Below are 21140 nucleotides of genomic sequence, written 5' to 3'. Positions count from 1 at the left end.
TACCGTCGCTGACGACGCACCGGCCGACCCGGCCGGGGCCCGCGTCCCGACGAAGGAGTGACACCGCATGACCAGGAGCCGTACCCACAGCTCGCCCGCCCGCCGTGTGCTGGCCGTCTGCGCCCTGACCGGGGCCGCACTGCTGACCTCCCTCTCCGGTGGGCAGGCCTGGGCCGACGGCGCCCCGAAGCCCGCACCGGCCGCCCCCGACGCCGGCTCGGGAGCCGGCTCGGGCGCTGCTCCGGGCGCCGTCCCGCAGCCGAAGGTCTCCCGCCCGGCGACCGCCGCCCCCACCGCGTGGGCCGCCGAGGCCGGCTCGGGCGCGGCTGCGAGCGCCGTCCCCCAGCCGAAGGTCTCCCGCCCGGCCTCCGCCCCCACCGCGTGGGCCGCCGAGGCCACCCCGTCCCCCGCCCCGGCGGCCGGCTCCGGCTCCGGCGCTGCCCCGCAGGTCCGGGAGGTGCCCAAGGGCGCCGCCCAGGCCGGCGACGGCTCCGGCTCGACCGACTCCTCCGGCCTCAAGCTGGCCGGCGGCGGCGCCGTCGCGGCCGTCGGCGCCGGCGTCCTGGGCTTCGCCCTCCTGCGCCGCCGCTCCGGTGCGCGCGGCTGACACCGGCCCCGGCCCCTCGCGTAACCCCGTCGCCCCTGCTGCGTACGGGCCCGTACGCAGCGGGGGCGGCCGGGGCGGCGGGGCCCCGGCCCCGCTCGGGCACCCGGGGACCGGGGACGCCACCACCCACCACCCCGCCGAGGCGGCCCCCGCCCGGCACCAGGCCGACCCGACCGCCGAGCGCCGCGGCACGCGCGGCCGGAGCCACCGCCGGGCCCGGACCGACCGCACCGGACCGACCGGCCTGCACCGGACCGCGCTGCGCCGGACCGCCTTCGGCGCGGCCGGCCTGCTCTGCCTGGTGCTCGGCGCCTCCGTGGCGCTGTCCGGCCGGCAGACCCCGGTGGTCCGCATCGAGACCTCCGCGCACCGGCCCGGCAGCACCACGCCCACGGCTTCCGCCCCGTCGACGAAAGCCGTGACCGGGGGCAGCACGGCCCCGGCCGGCGCGCCGCGACCGCTCGCGGCCTCGCCACCGACCCGCCTGCTCATCCCCGCCGCCGGGGTGGACGCGCCGGTCACCGGCCTCGGCCTGAACGCCGACGGCACGGTCGAGGTTCCGGCGGCCGACCGGGCCCAGGAGGTCGGCTGGTACCGCAAGGGCCCGACGCCGGGGGAGACCGGGCCGGCCGTGCTGATCGGGCACTACGACACCGCGAACGGCCCGGCGGTCTTCCGCGGCCTGCCGAAGCTCCGGCCGGGCGACCGGATCCAGGTCCGGCGGGCGGACGGCAGCACGGTGGACTTCCGGGTCCGCGCGCTGCTCCAGGCCGCCAAGGACCGGTTCCCGACCGAGGCGGTGTACGGCGACACGGCCGCGCCCGAACTGCGGCTGATCACCTGCGGGGGCCGGATCGGCGCGGACGGCCACTGGACGGACAACATCATCGTCCAGGCGGACCTGGCCGCCCCGACGGGCTGAGGACCGGTCGGCGCGGCCGGGCCACCCACCCACGCGGTCCGCCGGGCGGGTGGGCGGCCCGACCGCGGGCGGCCCGACGGCCCGACCGACGGAACCGCCGGCCACCGCCCGGGCGACCTGTCCACCGGGGAGGAACCGGTGCACCGCCGCACGCCGGCAGCACAGAGACTGGACGCACGCAGGGCGGACACGCCGCCGCAGACGCCGCAGACCGGGAGGACGAGCACCAGCCGTGGCAGCATCACCCCCGCCCCGCCGCCGGGCCGGCGCCGCGCCGCCCCGGGCGGTCCGGCCGGCCACCGCGCCCGCCGTCGCCGCCCTCGCCACCCTTCTCGCCGCGCTGGCCGCCGTCCTGCTCACCGCCTGCGGCGCGCCCGGCGAGCTGCGCGACCACGGCCCGGCCCAGCGGGTGACACCCCCGCCGGTGCCCCAGCCGCTCTGGTCCGGCCTCGCCGTCGCACCGCCGCCGACCTCGCCCGCGCCCGGCCGCTCCTCCGAGCCCCCTCCGCAGCCCGTCCCGGACGTGACCGCCCCGGGGCCGGACCTCACCGCCGTGGACGTCCGCGCCGTCCTGGCGAAGGACCCCGCGGTGAGCCAGGACGAACGCCGCGCGCTCGACGGGTGCCCCGGCTGCGAGGTCCGCGCCCCGGAGTTCCGCGACCTCACCGGCGACGGCCGGCCCGAACTGATCGCCGCCGTCGGCACCGTCGGACCAGTCGTCCTGCACGTCTACACCGCTTCCGGCGACCGCCTGCTGCCCGTCCTGCGGGTGCAGGTGCTGAAGGGGTTCGGCGCGGAGACCGTCGGGGCGGACCTCTGGCTGCACGAGCCGACCACCGTGACCACCCGGACCAGCAGCCACTACCACTGGGACGGCACTCGGCTGAGCCTGCTGGAGCAGCGGGTCGAGGGCATCGGCCCGATCACCGGCCCGGGGCAGGGGAACACCGCGGACCCGGAGGCCACGCCCGCCACCACGCCCGGGCCGAAGGTCAGCCGGCCGTCGGAGCCGCCCACCACGGGCCGGCCCCAGCCCAGCCCGGTCCCCGGCTGGGCCGCGACCCCCCAGCCGGGGAGCGGTGCGGGGCTGGTCGCCCCGCGCCCCGCCGCTTCCCAGCCCGCCCGCCCGACCGCGGCTCCCCCGGAGGCCAAGCCATGAACCCCGCAGCGCCCGTCCCCGAGTCCGCGACTGCGTCTGCGCCCGTGCCGGCCGCTGCGTCCGCGCACCCGCACATCCTGATCGTGGAGGACGACGAGGTGATCCGGGAGGCGACCCGGATGGCCCTGGAGCGCTACGGGTTCCCGGTCTCCACCGCCGCCGACGGCCTGGAGGGGCTGGAGGCCTTCCACGCCGTCCGCCCCGACCTGATACTGCTGGACGTGATGCTGCCGCTCCTCGACGGGGTCGGCCTCTGCCGGCGGATCCGCGAGGAGAGCCAGCTGCCGATCCTGATGATGTCGGCGCGCACCGATCCGATCGACGTGGTCTCCGGCCTGGAGGCGGGGGCGGACGACTACGTGGTGAAGCCCTTCGAGAGTGCGGTGCTGGTGGCCCGGATCCGGACGGTGCTGCGCCGGGTCCGCGTGGTCCCGGCCGCCGAGGCCCCGGCACCCGTACCCACCTCCGCCCCCGCACCCGCACCCGCACCCGCACCCGCCGAGCAGGCCGGGCCGGCCCCCGCCGAACCGGCCCCGCGCAGCCTCCGCAGCTTCGACGGCATGGAGGTGGACACCGAGAGCATGGAGGTCCGGGTGCACGGCCGGCTCGTCCCGCTGACCCCGACCGAGCTGCGGCTCCTGCTGGAGTTCACCGCCGCGCCCGGCATCGTGCTGGAGCGCTCCGCCCTGCTGGAGCGGGTCTGGGACTACGACTGGGGCGCCGACACCCGGGTGGTCGACGTCCACGTGCAGCGGCTGCGCGCCAAGATCGGCAGCGGCCGGATCGAAACCGTCCGCGGCTTCGGCTACAAGCTGCGGCGCCCGGCATGACACCGGGGACCACGACACCGGAGACCACCGCGCCGGGGGCCTCGGGGGCCTCGGGGACCTCGGGGACCTCGGGGACGCCCGGCGGCACGGAGCCGCGGAGCGCACCGCTGCGCCGTCTCACGCTGCGCCGGATGACCCTGCGCCGCCAGATCGCCACCGCCGTCGCCGCCATCTCCGTCCTGGTCGCGGTGGCGGTCGGCCTGCTCGTCCACCAGGCGATGATCCGCCAGCACGTCGACCAGGCCCGCGAGTCGGCGCTCACCGCACTCGACTCCGCGGTGGCCGCCTACGGGCGCGGCGAGGAGGTCACCGGCCGAACCGCCGCCCTGGACGACCCGGCGCTGCCGCCGCGGCTGCGCGCGCTCGCGGCGGGCGGCCGGCAGGGGTCGCTGCTGGCGGGCGGGCCCGAGGGCGAGGCGATGTGGGCGGCCGGCGCCGTCCAGGGCCGGGTGCTCTCCGTCCGGGTCGACTTCACGCAGGACCGGACGGCCATCGCCGACCTGGACCGGATCATCCTGATCACCGTCGTCGCCTCCGTCTTCACGACGGTGCTGGTCGGCGTGCTGGTCGCGGACCGGATCAGCCGGCGGCTGCGGACGGCGGCGACCGCCGCCCGGGGGATCGCCGCCGGGCGGACGGACGCCCGGATCGGCGAGCTGGTCGACGGACGGGACGAGGTCGCCGACCTCGCGGCGGCCGTCGACCAGATGTCCCGGGCGCTGCACCGCCGGCTGGCGGACGAGCAGCAGTTCACCGCCGACGTCGCCCACGAGCTGCGCACACCGCTGACCGGGCTGGTCACCGCGGCCGAGCTGCTGCCGCCGGGCCGGCCCACCCAGCTCGTGCAGAACCGGGTGCAGGCGCTGCGCTCGCTGGTCGAGGACCTGCTGGAGGTGTCCCGGCTCGACGCCGACGCGGAGACGCCGTACCTGTCCGCCGTGCCGCTGGAGCGCGCGGTGCGCCGCACCGTCGGGCTGACCGGGCTGGCGGTGGAGGTCGACGTCCGGCCGTCCGCGGCCGACGCCTCGGTGCGCACCGACCTGCGCCGGCTGGACCGCATCCTGGGGAACCTGCTGGTCAACGCCGACCGGCACGGCGGCGGCCCGGTCCGGCTGGAGGTGGACGGCCTGCGGATCACCGTCCGCGACCACGGGCCCGGATTCCCGGACGACCTGCTGCGGCACGGGCCGCAGCGGTTCCGGACGAGCGTGCGCGAGCGCGGGCGCGGCCACGGGCTCGGCCTGACGATCGCCCAGGGCCACGCGCGGGTGATCGGCGCGGTCCTGACCTTCGCCAACCATCCGGACGGCGGCGCGGTGGCGACCCTGGAGCTGCCGACCACCGCGGTCCCCGGCCCTGACGACGGCCCGGACGACCATCACGCAGACGACGCCGGCTCCGCCGGGCCGCCCGCCTGCACGGTCACTCGCTGACCGCACCCCCGACCGGCGCCCAGCCGTCCACCGCCCTCCGGTCGGCAGCCCCGGCCGCACTGGCGGCCAGCAGCCGCAGCCCGGCCTCCGCGGACGAGCCCGGCTCCGCGCTGAAGAGCAGCATCCGGTGGCCGGCCGCCTCCGGCAGCGGCAGCGCCTCGAACGACAGCACCAGCCCGCCCACCACCGGGTGCCGGAGCTCCTTGGTGCCGAACAGGCAGTCGTGCACCGGGTGGCCCGACCAGAGCGCCGCGAACTCCGCGCTCTTCATCGACAACTCACCGATCAGTTCCGCCAGTTGCCGGTCGTTCGGGTGCCGCCCGGCGGCCAGGCGGAGGAACGCCACCTGGGCCCGGGCCTCGGTCTCCCACCGCGGGTACAGCGCCCGGGTCCGCGGGTCGAGGAAGAGCAGCCGGGAGAGGTTGGGGCGGTCGGCCGGGCGGTCCGGCGCGGCCGGGTCGAGGTGTCCGGCCAGCAGGGCGTGGCCGAGCGGGTTCCAGGCCAGCACCTCGTTGCGCCGCCCGACCACCACCGCCGGGACGTCCGCCATGGCACCGATGAGCTGCCGCACCGCCGGCCGCACGCGCTCCGGCCGCTCGGCGGCCGCCCGCCCCTTCGCGGCGCGGGCCGGGCGGGCCAGGTTGCGCAGGTGGGCGTGCTCGTCGGCGTCCAGCCGCAGCGCCCGGGCGACGGCGTCCAGCACCTCGTCGGAGACGTTCCGGCTCTGCCCCTGCTCCAGCCGGGTGTAGTAGGTGATGCTGACGCCCGCCAGCTGCGCCAGCTCCTCGCGCCGCAGCCCGGGCACGCGGCGACGGGTGCCGTACGCGACCAGCCCGACGTCCTCGGGCTGCAGCCGGGCCCGGCGGGTGCGCAGGAACGCGCCCAGGTCGCCCAGGTCGCCCGCGCCGCCCGCTCCGGTCGGGCCGCCCCGGCCGGTCGCGCCGGTCACGCCGATCGCTCCGCCCACTCCGCTCGCTGTCTCGGGTGCGTTCATGACCCCCAGTCAACACCGGCGGGCGGCGCCCAGCCTGCCCCTGCCAGTGCCACCCTCCGCGGGGGGCTGGGTGGACGCTCCGTCGCCGCACAGGCTGCTGCCGTACCCGGATGCATCCGGAGACCCGAACCTCCCGGAGACCCGGACCACCCGGACTCCCCCGTCGAAAGGCAGCGGACCGATGACCGCCACCCTGTCCGAGGCACCACCCGCCCGCCCGGCCGCCACCAGGACGACCGGCCGGCAGCGGCTCGTCCTGGTCGTCCTGCTGGCCGCCCAGTTCATGCTGGCCGTGGACTTCTCGATCCTGAACGTCGCCCTGCCGGTGATCGGCCAGGGGCTCGGCTTCCCGCTCGGCGGCCTGCAGTGGATCGCCACCGCGTTCGCGCTCTGCGCGGCCGGCTTCACCCTGCTGTTCGGCCGGGTGGCCGACCTGGTCGGGCGGCGCCGGGTCTTCCTGGCCGGGCTGGCCGTGCTCGCCGTCGCCTCGCTGGCCGGCGGCCTGGCCACCACGCCCGGCGTCCTGCTGGCGGCCCGGGTCGCGCAGGGCCTGGCCACCGCCGCCGTCACCCCGGCGGGGCTGGCGCTGCTCACCACGGCGTTCCCGGAGGGGCCGCTGCGCGAGCGGGCGCTCGGTCTGAACGGCGCGCTGATGTCGGCCGGGTTCACCTCCGGGGCGGTGCTCGGCGGCCTGCTCACCGACCTGCTGAGCTGGCGCTGGGCGTTCTTCGTCAACGTGCCGGTGGCGCTGGCCGTGCTGCTCACCGCGCCCCGGCTGATCGCCGAGAGCCGCCCCGGCCCGTCGGCCGGGGAGACGGCCACCGCGGGCCGGCCGCGGATGGACCTGCCGGGCGCGGTCACCGTCACCGGCGGCCTGCTCGCCCTGGTCTACGGCCTGACGGCGGCCGGCGAGCACGGCTGGGGCGACCCGCTGGCGCTGTCGGCGCTGGCCCTGGCCGCGCTGCTGCTGGTCGCCTTCTGGCTGGTGGAGCGGCGCGCCGCCGCCCCGCTGGTGCCGGTCCGGGTGATGCGCCGGCGCACGGTGGTCTGGGGGAACGCGGCCGGGCTGCTGGCCTTCGCCACCGAGACCTCGCTGGTCTTCCTGCTGACCCTCTACCTCCAGCGGGTGCTCGGCTTCTCCGCCCTGGCCACCGGCCTCGCCTTCGGCGTGCTGGGTGCGGGCACCGTGCTGGGCGGCCTGCTGGCCCCCCGGGTGCTGGGCCGGATCGGCAGCCGGGGCGCGCTGCTCGCCGGCTTCCTCGTCCAGGCGGCGGCCACCGCCGCGCTGCTCCTGCTCGGCGCGGACCGGGCCTGGCTCGCTCTGCTGCTGACGGCCACCTTCGTCGGCGGCGTGGGCAACATGGTGGCGATCGTCGGCTTCATGGTGACGGCCACCTCGGGCCTGCCGGACGAGGAGCAGGGCCTGGCCACCGGCGTCGCGACGATGACCCAGCAGGTCGGCATCACCCTGGGCACTCCGGTGATGAGCGCGGTCACCACCGCGACGGCGGCCGGCGGCACCGTGCTCACCGGCGTCACCTGGGCGATCGGCGCCAACACCGCCCTGGTGCTGCTCGCCGGGGCGGCCACGGCACTCTTTCTCCGGCGCGGGTGAGCGGCTCTCGCCACGGGCGGACACCCGGGGAGCCACAGGCACCGGCGAGAACGGCACAGGGGCGCACCGCCGAGCGGTGCGCCCCTGTGTCCTGCCGTGTCCTGCCCTGCCCTGCCTTCCGGCCGGATCAGCCGTCGATCGTCTTGCGGAACGCCTCGGCCACCGAGAGGAAGATCGTGTTGCCCTCGGCCTCGCCGATCGAGATCCGGACGCCCTCCGGGAACGGGCGGACGATCACGCCGGCCGCGGCGCAGGCGGCCGCGAACTCCTGGGAGCGCTCGCCCAGCCCGAGCCAGACGAAGTTCGCCTGCGAGTCCGGGATCTCCCAGCCCTGGGCGCGCAGCCCGGCGACCACCCGGGCGCGCTCCTCGACCAGCGCCTCCACCCGGACCATCAGCGCCTCCTCGGCCCGCAGCGAGGCGACGGCGGCGTCCTGGGCGATCTGGGTGACGCCGAACGGCACCGCGGTCTTGCGCAGCGCGTTGGCCACCGGCTCGTGCGCGACCGCGAAGCCGACCCGCAGGCCGGCCAGGCCGTAGGCCTTGGAGAAGGTCCGCAGCACGCAGACGTTCGGGCGGTCGCGGTAGAGGTCGATGCCGTTGGGGACCTCGGGGTCGCGGATGAACTCGATGTAGGCCTCGTCGACGACGACCAGGACCTCGGCGGGGACCGCGTCCAGGAAGCGCTCCAGCTCGGCGCGGTGGATCACGTTGCCGGTGGGGTTGTTGGGGTTGCAGACGAAGATCAGCCGGGTCCGCTCGGTGACCGCGGCCAGCATCGCGTCCAGGTCGTGGTCGCCGCCCGCGGTGAGCGGGACCGGGACCGGGGTCGCGCCGGCGACCTGGGTGATGATCGGGTACGCCTCGAACGAGCGCCAGGCGAAGATCACCTCGTCGCCCGGGCCGGCGGTGGAGAGGATGAGCGACTGGGCCACGCCGACCGAGCCGGTGCCGGTGGCGATGTGCTCGACCGGGACGTCGAAGCGCCGGGCGAGCTCGGCGGTCAGCTCGCTGACGCCCATGTCCGGGTAGCGGTTGAACGAGCCGGCCGCCTTGACCGCCGCCTCCAGCACGCCGGGCAGCGGGTCGTACGGGTTCTCGTTGGAGGACAGCTTGTAGGCGTCGGCGCCGGCCGGCTTGCCGGGCTTGTAGGTGGGGATGCCGTCCAGGGTCGGCCTCAGCCGGGGCCCCTGCGGTGCCGTTCCACTCACGGTCCTGCTCCTTCTCTTCATTCCGTCGGGCCGCGCGGCCCTCGCCGCGTCCAGCCGCCTCCGATGCGTTCGCGCCCGTCCGGGCGGGATCACCGCCGGTCCCGGGAACCCGCGACGCGTCCGGACCACCCCGGTCGGGTGCCCTGAACGATACCGACCCGCGCTCACCCGTAGGAGTGAGATGCCCGGTCGGGTTACAGGCGCAGATCAGCCATTCTGCAGGGTTCCTATGGCACATGTCAGAGGTAAGACGGCTGGTTTCGTGCGGGTATCGAAGGGGCGCGCACGGGCTCACTCTTGGAGAAACGTATCTCCAAGGGCTCCCGATGCGCCGGTCACAGACCCTTGTCAGGAGCCATACGATCGGTCCGCCATGACAGCAGCAGCCAACCAGAGCGGTCGGCGACCCACCACCTCACGGCGTCTGGAGCGGGCCGGCATCCGGGATGTGGCAGCAGCCGCCGGAGTGTCGATCACCACCGTCTCCGACGCGCTGAACGGTAAGGGCCGCCTGCCCGACGAGACCAGAAGCCGGGTGCGCGAGGTCGCCGAGCGCCTCGGCTACCGCCCCTCCGCCGCCGCCCGCACCCTGCGGACCGGCCGGTCCGGCCTGATCGGGCTGACCGTCACGACCTACGGCGAAGAGCCGTTCACCTTCACCGAGTTCGCCTACTTCGCCGAGATGGCCCGCGCCGCCACCAGCGCCGCCCTCGGCCGCGGCTACGCGCTGGTGGTGCTGCCCGCCTCCTCCCGGCACGACGTCTGGGGCAACATCGCCCTCGACGGCACCGTGGTGATCGACCCGCCGGACCAGGACCCGCTGGTCAGCGAGCTGTACCGGTCCGGCGTCCCGGTGGTCAGCGACGGCAAGCCGGGGAACTGCCCGGTCACCGCATGGGTCGACAACGACCACGAGGCCGCCGTGCTCGGCATCCTCGACCACCTCTCCGAGGCCGGCGCCCGCCGGATCGGCCTGCTCACCGGCACCAGCACCGACACCTACACCCGGCTCTCCACCGAGGCCTACCTCGGCTGGTGCGCCAAGGTCGGCCAGGAGCCGGTCTACGAGGCCTACCCCGCGCACGACCCGGCCGCCGGGGCCGTCGCCGCCGACCGGCTGCTCGCCCGCCCGGACCGGCCGGACGCCGTCTACGGCCTGTTCGACCCGAACGGCACCGACCTGCTCGCCGCCGCCCGCCGGTACGGCCTGCGGGTGCCGGACGACCTGCTGCTGGTCTGCTGCAGCGAGAGCGACGTCTACGCGGCCACCGAGCCGCCGATCACCACGCTCTCGCTCAAGCCGCGGCGGATCGGCACCACCGTGGTCAACCTGCTGATCGACGCCATCGAAGGTGTGGACTCCGGGACGGGCGTCGACATCGCCCGGCTCTTCCCGCCGCGCTTCCGCACCGCCGGCACCGGCCCGCCGCCCGGCACCCTGATGCCCACCGAGCTGATCGTCCGCGCGTCCTCCCAGCGCCGGAGCCCGCGCACCACGGTCAGCCCGCCACGCCTGCCGGGCGAGATGTAGCGGCGGGACGCGGGGCCCGCGGGCCTCACGCCCCGCCCGAGCACGGGCGGGGCCGGCGACGGACCCCGGCCCCCGCCGGGGGCGGTCTGGACCATGCCCAGCCGGGACAAATCGGACCTGACGGGCCGCCCGGCTGACGCTCCGGAGGATTGGATACCCACCAGGTGACGACGCCGGGAGAGTGGTCTTCCTATGATGGGCGAATGACACCCGAGGACCGCTTCCCCGGGCCTGAACACCCGGACTCAGGCCCCCGCCACCAGCCGGACCTCGACGTGCTGCCCTACGGCACCTACTACGAACCCGAGCCCACCGGGTACGCCGAGGCGGCGTACGAGTCGGAGACGTACAGCGGCTACGGCGGCGCCCGCTGGCTCGAACAGCACTGGCCGGCCGGCGGCCACGACCCGCAGGCCCAGGCACAGCACGGCCAGCACGGTCAGCAAGACCACCAGGCGCAGGCCCAGGCCCAGGCGGTCCAGCACGGCGGGCACGCCCCGCAGGCCGCACACCCCGGGTACGAGCCGACCCTGCCCGACATGCCCTCGCCGGCCCACGGCGTCGAGGACCCGCCGACCATCGAGCTCGGCCCGCCGCTGCCCGAGCCCGGCGTGCCCTACCACCCGTACCCCGCGCCGGCCCCCAACGAGCCGCCCGGCCCGCTCTACGTCGTCGGCGACGTGCACGGCTACCTCGACGAGCTGCTCGCCGAGCTGCGCCACCAGGGCCTGATCGACGCCGACGGCCACTGGGCGGCCGGCCGGTCCCGGATCTGGTTCCTCGGCGACTTCACCGACCGCGGCCCCGACGGCATCGGCGTGATCGACCTGGTCATGCAGCTCGCCGCCGAGGCGGCCGCCGCCGGCGGCTACTGCCGGGCCCTGATGGGCAATCACGAGCTGCTCTTCCTCGGCGCCGCCAAGTACGGCGACGAGCCCGTCCAGTCCACCGCCGGCACCGCCTCCTTCCTCGCCGCCTGGCGGCTCAACGGCGGCCAGCAGCACGACCTGGACCGGCTGGAGGCGCACCACATCAGCTGGCTCTCCCGCCTGCCCGCCATCGGGCTGGAGGACGGCCACCTGCTGCTGCACTCGGACACCACCGCGTACCTGGAGTACGGCGACTCGATCGCCGCGGTCAACGACGCCGTCCACGACCTGCTCGCGGACGAGGGCGTGGACGAGTGGTGGGACTGCTTCCGCCGCTTCACCAAGCGCTTCGCCTTCCGCGGCGACGCCGGGCCGATGGCCGTGCACGAGCTGCTCGACACCTACGGCGGCACGCGCATCGTGCACGGGCACAGCCCGATCCCGTACCTCACCGGTGCGGTGCACGCCGACGACGGCCAGCCGCCGCACATCCCCGGCCCGTACGTCTACGCGGACGACCTCGCGGTGGCCATGGACGGCGGCGTCACGATGGAAGGCCGGCTGCTGATCGCCCGGCTGCCGATCTGACGGACCGTCTCCAGGCGTTCACTCGAACGGTAGTTCCCGGCGCCCGCCCCGGACCGCACGCGCGGCCCGGGGCGCGAAATTCCGGAAACCTACTGTCAGCGCGGCCGCACCCGCCCCTACCATCGAGGCACACCACACCCGGCCGCCCGTGTGGCGCCCCTCTCCGTGCGCACGGCACCGCGGAGCGACCGGGACCTGCTGAACGGGGTCCCCATGAACAACGCCCCGCATCTGCTCGCCGAGGACCGCCCGGACTTCGAGCGCCTCCTCGACGACGCACTGCGCGACGGCACCGTCCTCACCGCACTGCGCGCACCCGGCGCCCTCACCACCGCGGAGCTGCGTGCCCAGGCCCTGCTCGACGCCGACGGCCTCGCGGCCGCGGCCGGCACCGAGTACGAGCACTACACCCGGCTGCGCGCGAACCTGCGCAGCATGCCCGCACCACCCGGCCCGGACGGCGGGCCCGCCGCACCGGGCCTCCTCGCCCAGCTGGGCTCGGCGAACGGCGGCGCCGGGCTGTTCCCCGTCCTCACCGTGCTCACACCGATCCTGGCCTGGGCCGCCGCCCTCGTGCTGCTGCTGCTCGGGTACACGCTGCGCGCCGCCGATCCCGAGGCGGCCCTGAGCCGGTCGATCCTCACGGCCGGCTGGGTGGCCCTGGCGGCGGGCGTGGCCGCGATGGCGGTCGGCATCGTCGGGCTGATCCTCACCGCGGTCCGCGACGGCTCCACACCGTCCGTCCCGGCCGGCACCGACCCGGAGCTCGCCGCCGAACTCGGCGAGGCCCACCGGGAGTGGCAGCGGGCACTGCGAGACCGGGCGCTGCTGCCCTACCTGCACGCCGCCCTGGGCAGTGACCCCGGGCCCGCGGCGGCGATGTCGACGGCGGCGGCCCCGGGGGCGGCGTCCGCCTCGGCGGGCCCGGGAAGGGCGTCGTCCGCCTCCATACCCGGGCAGGGCGGCCGCCCGAAGCGGGACCGGCCCGGCGCCCGCGGCGGCGACTCCGCCGGCCCCGACACCGACCGGCCCGACACCGGCGGCCCGGACTTCAGCAGCCCCGGCTACACCGGTCCGGGCTTCAGCAGCCCCGGTGTGGAGGGACTCACCGACCCGCAGGGCCGGGAGCCGCGCACGGCGGCCTTCACCCCGCCGGACTTCACCGGCCCCGGCTACACGCCCCCGGGCTTCACCGGCCCCGACGACGTCTGAGCCCGCGGAAGCGGGCCGCCCGGCCCGTCGCCGGGCTCACACCGCGGCCTTGAGCACCCGCAACTCCGGCGGTCCGTCCAGCAGTTCCGAGGTGAGCTCGACCGAGCGGGCCAGGTGCGGGCTGGTCAGGTGCTTCTCGAACGCCTCCCGCGACGCCCACTCCTCCACCACCACCCAGGACCGCGGGTCGTCCGGGTCCACGTAGTTGCGGTAGGAAATGCAGCCCGGCTCCGCCAGGCTCGCCGCGGCCATCACGGCGGCCTGCGCCCGCACGTCCGCCTCCCGTCCGGCCTTGGCGCGCAGCACCGCGACCGCCGTGATCCGCCGCGACATCGTCGTCCCCCTCGGTCTGAGTCGTCTCCGGTCCGAACCGACCGGTCGTCCCAAGATCTTCCCGCACCGCCCCTTCCCGGCCGGTGGTCGGAAAGGGAACGGCAGGGAAGGGAACGGCGGGGAATCGAACGGCGGGCAAGGAACCGGAGGTCCGGGGCCGCCGGCCGGCTCAGCTGCGCCGGGCGCGCCTCGCCACGGTGATCGCGGCCGCGCCGACGGCCAGCAGGCCGGCGCCCAGGGCGGTCGGCACGGTGACGTCCGGCGCACCGGTGTCGGCGAGCTCGGTGCGGCCGGTGGTCCCGGCGTTCCCGGTGGCGGCGCGCGGCGACGCGGAGGCGGTCGCGGTGGGCGAGGCGGTGACGGCCGCGACCGGGGCCACCGACGGCGCCGGGGTGGTCGGGGCCGGGGTCGTCGCGGTCGGCTTCGGCGCGGGCGCGTTCGGGTCCACGCAGGCGGGGGCGCCCGCGACCGGCGTGGCGGCGACCTTCTGCTCGGCCCAGAAGAGCGTCGACCCGGCACCGGGAACGTGGCCGAAGCCGAGCCTGGCGTCGGCCGACGTCTTGAAGTTGGCGCCCAGCGTGATCCGCGCGTTGATCACCCGGTTGTCCACCGGTCCGGTGCCGTACCTGACCAGGTCGACGTCACTCCCGTCCAGGCCCCTGGCGGCCATGCCCACCCGGTGCCAGCTGCCGTCCTTCGGGTCCTGGAGCTCCAGCTGGGCGTCGCAGGCGGCCGGGCCGTCCATCGAACCGAAGCCCTGACCCGCCCAGAGGAAGAAGACGGCCCGGTCGAGGTGCCAGTCGAACTTGTTGGCGGTCTTGACGGTGGCGGTGAACGGGTGCGCCTTGCCGTCGGCCGGGATCGAGCCGGGCAGGCCGTTGAGCGCCGTGGTGAGGCCGGTGGTCCTGACCGACGTGCCCGTCTGCGCCGTCCAGTCCTTGGCCTGGCCGTCCTGGCCGAACGTCGGGGCCAGGTAGGCCTGCAGGTTGACGTCGTTGAACGGGCCCATGTGCGCGGACTGCAGCAGCTTGAACCGGAGCTTGAAGGTGTGCGCCGAGTGCGGCTGCAGCTCCACCGGGGCGCCGGTCAGGTCGGCGGCCACGCCCTGGTACCCGCTGGGCCTGGCCCCGAGGTCCTGGTCGACGAGCTTCACGGGCTGCCAGGTGCCGGCTGCACCGTCCGCGTACTCCGCGGCGACCTGGTCGAGTCCGAGCATCTCGCTGCCGAAGTAGAGCACGACGTGCTGGCCGGTGACGGCCGCGTCCGCGTCGTTCTTGACCGTCACCGTGCCCTCGGACCAGCCGCCGCCGGCCTCGACGGAGGCGAAGCCGTCGAACCGGATCCCGGGCTTGGTGTCACTCCCGGCAGCCTGGGCGGGCAGCGCGAGCACCAGCGGGGACGCCACCAGCGTCGCGGCCAGCAGTGCGTGACGAAGTCTCAAGTCAACCCCAAAAGTGATGAATTGCCGCGAATCTCCGGGCGGCAGCACGTGGATTCCCCCCACCGCGCGCGGCGCAGACTATCCGATCTTCATCTCGGATTGTCAACCAACTAATTCCGAGGGCTGGACCGCCTCACAACGGGAGAAGGCATCGGAAATCGACAAAGGGAGAATTCGGAGGGCGACCGGGTGCGAACAGCACCGCCGGGAATGCCCGCCGGGCCACCCTCCGGGCCCGACCGGGAGGCGGAGAATCGTTGAGCCTGACTCAACGATCGTCGCGCAGTTCGGCATTGATCATCCGGGCCGGACGGCGGATCGTAGAGGGCGTCACCGCACACACCACCACCCCGGGAGCCACCATGGCCGCCGTCCGCGTCAAGGCCTTCGACCACCTCGTCCTCAACGTCCGGGACGTCGAGCGCTCGCTGGAGTTCTACCTCGGCCTGCTCGGCCTGGAGCCGGTCCGGGTCGAGGAGTGGCGCGCGGGCAAGGTCTCGTTCCCCTCCGTCCGCATCGACGAGCAGACCATCATCGACCTGTTCGCCCGCCCGCGCGGCGAGTCCAACGTCGACCACCTCTGCCTCACCGTCGAGCCGCTGGACTGGCAGGAGGTCGTCGACTCCGGCGTCTTCACCGTCCTCGACGGCCCCGGCCCGCGCTACGGCGCCCGCGGCACCGGCACCTCGCTCTACGTCGCGGACCCGGACGGCAACACCGTCGAGCTCCGCTGGTACGCCGAGGACGTGGAGGCCGCCGAGGACGCGGAGGGCGCCGCGGCCGCGTAGGCCCCGCCGGTGCCGGATGGCGTACGCCCGCATGCCGACCTCTCGACCGTGTCCGTAATGTCCGACTCGGACCAGTGGACCGATTCGAGAGGTGACCGGTGGCCCTCCACAACGCACAGGAACCGGCGGCCGACGCGGCCGTCGACATCTTCGCCTCGCCGCTGAGCGAGCACCCGCTGCCCAAGCGGGCCATGCCGGACTTCCCGGCGCCTCCCTCCGTGGTCTTCCAACTGCTGCGCAACGAGTTGCTGCTGGACGGCAACGCCGCGCAGAACCTCGCCACCTTCTGCACCACCTGGACGGACGACGAGGTCCGCCGCCTGATGGACCTGTGCCTCGACAAGAACATCGTCGACAAGGACGAGTACCCGCAGACCGCGGAGATCGAGTCACGCTGCGTGAACATCCTCGCCGATCTCTGGCACGCCCCGGCCGGCGCCGGCGGCACCAACGCGGTCGGCTGCTCCACCACCGGCTCCAGCGAGGCCGCGATGCTCTGCGGTCTCGCCCTGAAGTGGCGGTGGCGCAACCGCCGGCAGACCGCGGGGCAGTCGACCGAGCGGCCGAACCTGGTCTGCGGGCCGGTCCAGGTGTGCTGGGAGAAGTTCGCCCGGTACTTCGACGTGGAGCTGCGGCAGGTGCCGGTGGAGCCCGGAGCCACCGGCCTGCAGCCGCACCAGCTGCGCGAGTACGTCGACGAGAACACCATCGGCGTGGTCACGATCCTCGGGGTGACCTACACCTGCACGTACGAGCCGGTGGCGGAGATCGCGGCCGAGCTGGACCGCCTCCAGGTGGAGACCGGCCTCGACGTCCCGCTGCACGTCGACGCGGCCTCGGGCGGCTTCATCGCGCCGTTCCTCCACCGCGACCTGGTCTGGGACTTCCGGCTGCCGCGGGTCGCCTCGATCAACGCCTCGGGCCACAAGTACGGGATGGCGCCGCTCGGCGTCGGCTGGGCCCTCTGGCGCGACCAGGACGCCCTGCCGGACGGGCTGGTCTTCCACGTCGACTACCTCGGCGGCGACATGCCGACCCTCGCCCTGAACTTCTCCCGCCCCGGCGGCCAGGTGGTCGCCCAGTACTTCATGTTCCTGCGGCTCGGCCGCGAGGGGTACCGCCGGGTCTACCAGGCGTGCGCCGACACCGCGCAGCACCTCGGCCGGCAGATCGCCGAGATGGGCCCCTTCACCCTGCTCTACGACGGCGTCGGCGCGCTGCCCGCCGTCTCGTACACCCTCACCGACCCCGACTCGGTCCGGTGGAGCCTGTACGACCTCTCCGACCAGCTCCGCATGCGCGGCTGGCAGGTCCCCTCCTACCCGCTCCCGCCGGACCGCCAGGAGACGGTCATCCAGCGCGTCCTGGTCCGCCACGGCGTCGACCGCGACGAGATCGAACTCCTCGCCGACGACATGCGCCGGGCGATCAAGCACCTCGACGAGGGCCGCCCGCACGACGCGGACCGCGTCGGCTTCCACCACTGAGACGTGCCGGAGCGCTGCTCTGGGAAGCCCCCTCCTCCTCCCAGAGCAGCGCGGTCAACAGGTCGACGTCAGTCGGCCATGGGCAGGTAGACCCGGTTGCCCTGGGCGGCGAACTCCTCGGACTTGGCCTGCATGCCGGCCAGTGCCTCGGCGTCGTAGCCCGACTGCACGGCCGTGGAACCGTCGCCGTGCTCGTCGCGGATCTTCTGGGAGATCTTCATCGAGCAGAACTTCGGGCCGCACATCGAGCAGAAGTGGGCCGTCTTCGCCGGCTCGGCGGGCAGCGTCTCGTCGTGGAACTCGCGGGCCGTCTCCGGGTCGAGGGCCAGGTTGAACTGGTCCTCCCAGCGGAACTCGAAGCGGGCGTCGGAGAGCGCGTCGTCCCACTCCTGGGCCCCGGGGTGGCCCTTGGCCAGGTCGGCGGCGTGCGCGGCGATCTTGTAGGTGATGACGCCGGTCTTCACGTCGTCCCGGTTGGGCAGGCCCAGGTGCTCCTTGGGCGTGACGTAGCAGAGCATCGCGGTGCCCCACCAGGCGATCATCGCGGCGCCGATGCCCGAGGTGATGTGGTCGTAGCCGGGGGCGACGTCCGTGGTGAGCGGGCCGAGGGTGTAGAACGGCGCCTCGTCGCAGATCTCCTTCTGGAGATCCATGTTCTCCTTGATCTTGTGCATCGGGACGTGGCCCGGGCCCTCGATCATCACCTGGACGTCCTTGGCACGGGCGATCCGGCCCAGCTCGCCCAGCGTCTGCAGCTCGGCGAACTGCGCCTCGTCGTTGGCGTCGGCGATCGACCCCGGGCGCAGGCCGTCACCCAGCGAGAAGGTGACGTCGTAGCTCGCGAGGATGTCGCAGAGCTCCTCGAAGTTGGTGTAGAGGAAGTTCTCCCGGTGGTGCGCCAGGCACCAGGCGGCCATGATCGAGCCGCCGCGCGAGACGATGCCGGTCTTGCGGCGGGCGGTCAGCGGCACGTAGCGCAGCAGCACGCCGGCGTGCACGGTCATGTAGTCGACGCCCTGCTCGCACTGCTCGATGATCGTGTCGCGGTAGACCTCCCAGCTCAGCTCCTCGGCCCTGCCGTCGACCTTCTCCAGCGCCTGGTAGAGCGGCACGGTGCCGATCGGCACGGGGGAGTTGCGCAGGATCCACTCGCGGGTGGTGTGGATGTTGCGGCCGGTGGAGAGGTCCATGACGGTGTCGGCGCCCCAGCGGGTGGCCCAGGTCATCTTCTCCACCTCCTCCTCGATCGAGGAGGTGACGGCCGAGTTGCCGATGTTGGCGTTGATCTTCACCAGGAAGTTGGTGCCGATGACGGCCGGCTCCACCTCGGGGTGGTTCACGTTGACCGGGATGACGGCGCGGCCGCGGGCCACCTCGTCCCGCACGAACTCGGGTGCGAGTCCTTCGCGCAGGGCCACGAACTCCATCTCGGGGGTGACGATCCCCCGCTTCGCGTAGGCCAGCTGGGTGACGGCGGCACCGGCCCGGCCCCGCAGCGGGCGGCGCGGGCGGCCGGGGAAGACGGCGTCGAGGTTGCGCAGGTTCCCGCCGCGCGGCGAGGTGTGCTTGATCCCGTCGTCCTCGGGGCGGGCCTCGCGGCCGTCGTACTCCTCGACGTCGCCGCGCTGGCGGATCCAGGCGTCGCGCAGCGGCGGCAGGCCGCGCCGCACGTCGGGCTCGTACGCGGGGTCGGTGTACGGGCCGGAGGTGTCGTACAGCGGGACGGTCCGGTCGTTGGTGAGCAGGACCTCGCGGTACGGGACGCGCAGGTCGGGGCGGGACCCCTCGCGGTAGGCCTTGCGCCAGGCCGGGGTCGGGTAGCCGGTGTTCGCGCTGGCGACCGCGGCGCCGCTCGTCCCGGTGCTGCGGGCAGAGTTCGGCTGTGCATCAAAGGTGGTCATCAGACCCTCTACTCCCTACGCCGGCATTACCCGGTCAGGTTCCTGCGGTCGACGCAGCGGTCGGCACGTCCGTCGACGTACCGGTCAGCGTCCTCTCAGCCCGGTGCTCCGAGCTCCCGTGTCCACAGGCGGTGTTGCCTGCGCATGACGTCCAACACCGTAGCGAGCCGATCGCCGCTGGTCCAGAGGGGGGTCCGAGGAGAGAGACGCCGGGGCCCCGGCCCCGGTGGGATTCCGCGGCGGGCCGCCTGCTTCCGGCGGTGGCGGGCAGACTGGCAGTCACAGGGCGGGACAGTCACAGGCGGTCGGGCACCCCGCGGGGGTGCGGGACGGGAGGGCCGAGTGGTCGGGAGCGCGGGTCGGGTCAGCGGAGCGGTGGGGGCGGGACTGGTCGGCGAGGTGATGGTGCACGTCCCGGAGCGCCAGGGGACGGAGGCCTTCCTCGCCTACCTCGCCGTGCCGGGCGAGCGGCTGCCGGTGGGGACGCCGGTGGTGGTCGTCGAGTACCACCCGCCGCGGACCGTCTACGTGGCCCCGGTGCTGCCGTGACGGGGCCGCCATGACAGAGCCGTGACAGCGTGACAAGGTTGTGACGGCGCGTCATGTCCACTCCCTTCCACTGCGGTTGACCCGGGCGGAGAATCCCAATCGGCGCATCTCATGTGCCGAAAGGGGGAGTTGAACCATGCTGTACGTCATCATCGGGGCGGTCGTCGCGGTGCTGCTCGTGGGGATCACGCTCTTCAAACTCATGTGGCGGGTGGCGGAGCCGAACGAGGCGCTGATCATCTCCGGCTCCAAGCACCGGACCGAGGGGGTCGGCGACGGGCTCGGGTTCCGGATCGTCACCGGCCGCGGGACCTTCGTCACCCCGGGTCTGCAGGGCGTCCGACGGCTCTCGCTGGACCTCAACGAGGCCGAGCTGAACGTCGAGTGCGTCACCACCCAGGGCATCCCGGTCCGGGTCAAGGGCGTGGTGATCTTCAAGGTCGGGGACGACGACGTCTCGATCGCCAACGCCGCCCGGCGCTTCCTCGACCAGCAGAAGCTGATCAGCCAGCGGGTGCACAACGTCTTCGCCGGCCACCTGCGCTCGATCGTCGGCGGGCTCACCGTCGAGGACATGATCCGCGACCGGGAACGGCTCACCGGGGAGACCCGGGCCGCCTCCGGGCTGGAGATGGAGAAGCTCGGGCTGATCATCGACACCCTGCAGATCCAGGAGATCATCGACCCGACCGGCTACATCAAGAACCTCGCCATCCCGCACGCGGCCGCCGTCCAGCGGGACGCCCGGATCGCCCAGGCCGAGGCCGACCGGATGGCCACCGAGGCCGAGCAGGAGGCGGCCGCCCGCAAGGCCGAGGCGACCCGCAACAGCGAGATCCAGCAGGCCGCCTACCAGGCCGAACGGGACACCGCCAGCGCCCGGGCCCAGCAGGCCGGGCCGCTCGCCGAGGCCGCCGCCCGGCAGGAGGTCGTGGTCCAGGAGACCAAGGTCGCCCAGCTGGAGGCCCAGCGGAAGGAACAACAGCTGCAGATCGACGTCCGCAAGCCGGCCGACGCCAAGGCGTACGAGACCCGCACCCGGGCCGAGGCCGACCGCGACGCCCGGATCTCCGCCGCGCAGGCGCAGGCCCGGGAGACCGAGCTGAAGGCGGCCGCCGAGGCCAGCCAAGTCAAGATCGCGGCGGAGGCCGAGGCCGAGGCCACCAAGGTGCGCGGGCTGGCGGCCGCCGAGGCGACCAGGGCCACCGGTCAGGCGGAGGCCTCGGCCACCGAGGCCCGCGGTCTGGCGGACGCGTCGGCGGCCCGGGCGATCGGGCTCGCCAAGGCGGAGGGGATCAAGGCCCGGGCGGCGGCCCTGACGACCAACCCGGACGCCGTGGTGGCCCAGGAGCTGGCCGAGAAGTGGCCGGACGTCGTGCTGGCCGCGTCGGAGTCCTTCGCCAACGTCGAGCACATGGTGCTGCTCAACGGCGCCGAGGGCGTGGGGGACCTCTTCACCAAGGCGCTCACCATGGGCGGGACGGGCCTCGGGCTCGCCCGGCAGCTGCTCACCACGCTGCAGGGGCCGGCGCAGCCCGCCGGGACCGCCCCGGCCGTGCCCGCAGCCGGCGGGCGGCCGGCCGGACAGGTGCCGGTCCAGCAGGTGCCGATCGAGGAGTGACGGCGTCCGGGGACGGCTGACGCCCGCACCCCCGGCGGGGTACGGGCGTC

At 74.7% G+C, this 21140-nt stretch carries 18 protein-coding genes and 1 riboswitch; of the genes, 13 read left to right on the top strand and 5 right to left on the bottom strand.

What is annotated here, in order from left to right:
- Nucleotides 1-67 precede the first annotated feature (67 nt).
- The 5 genes from ACIPSC_RS04665 (at nt 68) to ACIPSC_RS04645 (ending at nt 4951) form a co-directional block, all read left to right on the top strand.
- On the top strand, nt 68-607 hold the full coding sequence (locus tag ACIPSC_RS04665; RefSeq protein WP_400822932.1) for a hypothetical protein: 540 nt from the start codon (nt 68-70) through the stop codon (nt 605-607).
- Nucleotides 594-1529, top strand: coding sequence for a class F sortase (locus ACIPSC_RS04660; RefSeq protein ID WP_400822929.1), 936 nt, complete (start codon nt 594-596; stop codon nt 1527-1529). The genes ACIPSC_RS04665 and ACIPSC_RS04660 overlap by 14 nt, the downstream gene beginning before the upstream one ends.
- A gap of 232 nt (nt 1530-1761) precedes the next feature.
- Nucleotides 1762-2688, top strand: coding sequence for a hypothetical protein (locus ACIPSC_RS04655; protein ID WP_400822928.1), 927 nt, complete (start codon nt 1762-1764; stop codon nt 2686-2688).
- A 119-nt stretch (nt 2689-2807) separates the two neighbouring features.
- Nucleotides 2808-3518, top strand: a complete 711-nt coding sequence (locus ACIPSC_RS04650; RefSeq protein WP_400823346.1) for a response regulator — start codon at nt 2808-2810, stop codon at nt 3516-3518.
- A gap of 131 nt (nt 3519-3649) precedes the next feature.
- Nucleotides 3650-4951, top strand: coding sequence for a sensor histidine kinase (locus tag ACIPSC_RS04645; RefSeq protein ID WP_400822927.1), 1302 nt, complete (start codon nt 3650-3652; stop codon nt 4949-4951).
- On the opposite strand, the gene ACIPSC_RS04640 is transcribed toward ACIPSC_RS04645, so the two are convergent.
- Complete coding sequence (locus ACIPSC_RS04640) at nt 4941-5945, bottom strand: helix-turn-helix domain-containing protein (protein ID WP_400822926.1); 1005 nt, start codon at nt 5943-5945, stop codon at nt 4941-4943. The two genes, ACIPSC_RS04645 and ACIPSC_RS04640, sit on opposite strands and share 11 nt — an antisense overlap.
- Before the next feature lie 181 nt (nt 5946-6126).
- Here ACIPSC_RS04640 and ACIPSC_RS04635 point away from each other — a divergent pair, with 181 nt between their 5' ends.
- Nucleotides 6127-7560, top strand: coding sequence for an MFS transporter (locus ACIPSC_RS04635; RefSeq protein ID WP_400822925.1), 1434 nt, complete (start codon nt 6127-6129; stop codon nt 7558-7560).
- A gap of 127 nt (nt 7561-7687) precedes the next feature.
- On the opposite strand, the gene hisC is transcribed toward ACIPSC_RS04635, so the two are convergent.
- Nucleotides 7688-8791 (bottom strand): histidinol-phosphate transaminase, encoded by a 1104-nt coding sequence (gene hisC / locus ACIPSC_RS04630; protein WP_400822923.1) that lies wholly within the window; start codon nt 8789-8791, stop codon nt 7688-7690.
- 352 nt (nt 8792-9143) lie between these two features.
- Between hisC and ACIPSC_RS04625 the strand changes: the two genes are divergently transcribed.
- The 3 genes from ACIPSC_RS04625 to ACIPSC_RS04615 all read left to right on the top strand — a co-directional run bounded on the left by ACIPSC_RS04625 (nt 9144) and on the right by ACIPSC_RS04615 (nt 12970).
- Nucleotides 9144-10301 carry a LacI family DNA-binding transcriptional regulator gene (locus ACIPSC_RS04625; RefSeq protein WP_400822922.1) on the top strand — a complete coding sequence of 386 codons (1158 nt, stop codon included), beginning with the start codon at nt 9144-9146 and terminating at the stop codon, nt 10299-10301.
- Between the two features lie 203 nt (nt 10302-10504).
- Entirely contained in the window at nt 10505-11758 is a 1254-nt protein-coding gene (locus ACIPSC_RS04620; RefSeq protein WP_400822921.1) for a metallophosphoesterase, read from the top strand.
- 213 nt (nt 11759-11971) lie between these two features.
- Complete coding sequence (locus ACIPSC_RS04615) at nt 11972-12970, top strand: hypothetical protein (RefSeq protein WP_400822920.1); 999 nt, start codon at nt 11972-11974, stop codon at nt 12968-12970.
- 36 nt (nt 12971-13006) lie between these two features.
- Here the strand turns inward: ACIPSC_RS04615 and ACIPSC_RS04610 are convergent, their stop codons facing one another.
- Together ACIPSC_RS04610 and ACIPSC_RS04605 are read right to left on the bottom strand one after the other, a co-directional pair.
- A complete protein-coding gene (locus ACIPSC_RS04610) occupies nt 13007-13303 on the bottom strand; it encodes a putative quinol monooxygenase (RefSeq protein ID WP_238860588.1) in 297 nt (98 codons plus the stop codon).
- A gap of 169 nt (nt 13304-13472) precedes the next feature.
- On the bottom strand, nt 13473-14744 hold the full coding sequence (locus ACIPSC_RS04605; protein ID WP_400822919.1) for a hypothetical protein: 1272 nt from the start codon (nt 14742-14744) through the stop codon (nt 13473-13475).
- A 362-nt stretch (nt 14745-15106) separates the two neighbouring features.
- On the opposite strand from ACIPSC_RS04605, the gene ACIPSC_RS04600 reads away from it, so the two are divergent.
- Complete coding sequence (locus ACIPSC_RS04600; RefSeq protein WP_400822917.1) at nt 15107-15532, top strand: VOC family protein; 426 nt, start codon at nt 15107-15109, stop codon at nt 15530-15532.
- Nucleotides 15533-15630: 98 nt separating this feature from the next.
- On the top strand, nt 15631-17019 hold the full coding sequence (locus tag ACIPSC_RS04595) for a glutamate decarboxylase (protein WP_400822916.1): 1389 nt from the start codon (nt 15631-15633) through the stop codon (nt 17017-17019).
- 68 nt (nt 17020-17087) lie between these two features.
- Here the strand turns inward: ACIPSC_RS04595 and thiC are convergent, their stop codons facing one another.
- Nucleotides 17088-18920: a phosphomethylpyrimidine synthase ThiC gene (gene thiC / locus ACIPSC_RS04590; RefSeq protein ID WP_400822913.1), complete on the bottom strand. Its 1833-nt coding sequence runs from the start codon at nt 18918-18920 to the stop codon at nt 17088-17090.
- Nucleotides 18916-19050: riboswitch (TPP riboswitch) on the bottom strand. Its footprint overlaps the gene before it by 5 nt.
- A 245-nt stretch (nt 19051-19295) precedes the next feature.
- Between thiC and ACIPSC_RS04585 the strand changes: the two genes are divergently transcribed.
- Complete coding sequence (locus ACIPSC_RS04585) at nt 19296-19469, top strand: hypothetical protein (RefSeq protein ID WP_400822912.1); 174 nt, start codon at nt 19296-19298, stop codon at nt 19467-19469.
- A 136-nt stretch (nt 19470-19605) separates the two neighbouring features.
- A complete protein-coding gene (locus ACIPSC_RS04580; protein ID WP_400822911.1) occupies nt 19606-21090 on the top strand; it encodes a flotillin family protein in 1485 nt (494 codons plus the stop codon).
- Nucleotides 21091-21140 lie beyond the last annotated feature (50 nt).

This window comes from Kitasatospora sp. NPDC090091 (assembly GCF_044747365.1).
In the GTDB taxonomy this organism is placed as follows: Bacteria; Actinomycetota; Actinomycetes; order Streptomycetales; family Streptomycetaceae; genus Kitasatospora.
This window is presented reverse-complemented; position numbering and strand designations above follow the sequence as displayed.